1 protein-coding gene is annotated in these 894 nt (G+C 34.0%); it reads left to right on the top strand.

The window, feature by feature from the left end:
* Positions 1–770: gliding motility-associated C-terminal domain-containing protein (locus GFJ99_RS13280; RefSeq protein WP_153209533.1), on the top strand; the 770-nt coding region annotated here is incomplete at its 5' end.
* Between the last annotated feature and the right edge of the window lie 124 nt (positions 771–894).

The following is an 894-nucleotide window of genomic DNA, read 5'->3' on the forward strand; positions in this document are numbered from 1 at the left end:
CACCAGCCTTAAACAATACAGCTACTACAACTTACACCTTTACACCAACAGCAGGACAATGTGCTACTACAACAACATTAACAATTACCGTTACTCCAAATGTAACACCAACTTTTACTGCGGTTGCCCCAATTTGTTCAGGCGCTACTTTATCTGCTTTGCCAACGACTTCTACTAATGGAATAAACGGAACATGGTCTCCAACATTGGATAATACGGCAACGACAACTTACACTTTTACACCAACAGCAGGTCAATGTGCTACTGTAACAACAATGACGATAATTGTGAATGAAACACCAGTTGTTTCTATTAATCATGGTTGTAATGGATTAGATTATGAATTAAATGCATCAGAAACTTTAAATGCTACATATCAATGGTTTAATAGTAATGGTGATTTAATAGGAACATCCTCTAATGTAGTTATTACAGATTCAGACACCTATGAGATTCAAGTTACTTTAAATGGATGTATGACAAGTGATTTTGTAACAATCAGTAATGCGTTTTGTTTAATTCCAAAAGGTATTTCGCCAAATAATGATGGTGATAATGATAGTTGGGATCTTTCGAATTTAAATGTTGAGAAAGCCCAAATCTTTAATCGCTATGGAGTGGAGGTTTATAGTAAGAATAATTACACAGATGAGTGGGATGGAAGAACAGATTCAGGAGAAGAATTACCTACAGCGACTTATTATTATGTTCTTACATTTTCAAATGGCACAGTAAAAACGGGATGGGTTTATTTAAATAGAGTAAATTAAAAGCAAGTAAGATGAAAAATAGAATTATTCAAGTTGTTATTTTATTTATAGGTGTAGTTGCTTTTGCACAACAAGATCCCCATTACACACAATACATGTATAATATGAGTGTAATGAATCCGGC

It is taken from the genome of Flavobacterium sp. LMO6 (genome assembly GCF_009495795.1).
Lineage (GTDB): Bacteria > Bacteroidota > Bacteroidia > Flavobacteriales > Flavobacteriaceae > Flavobacterium.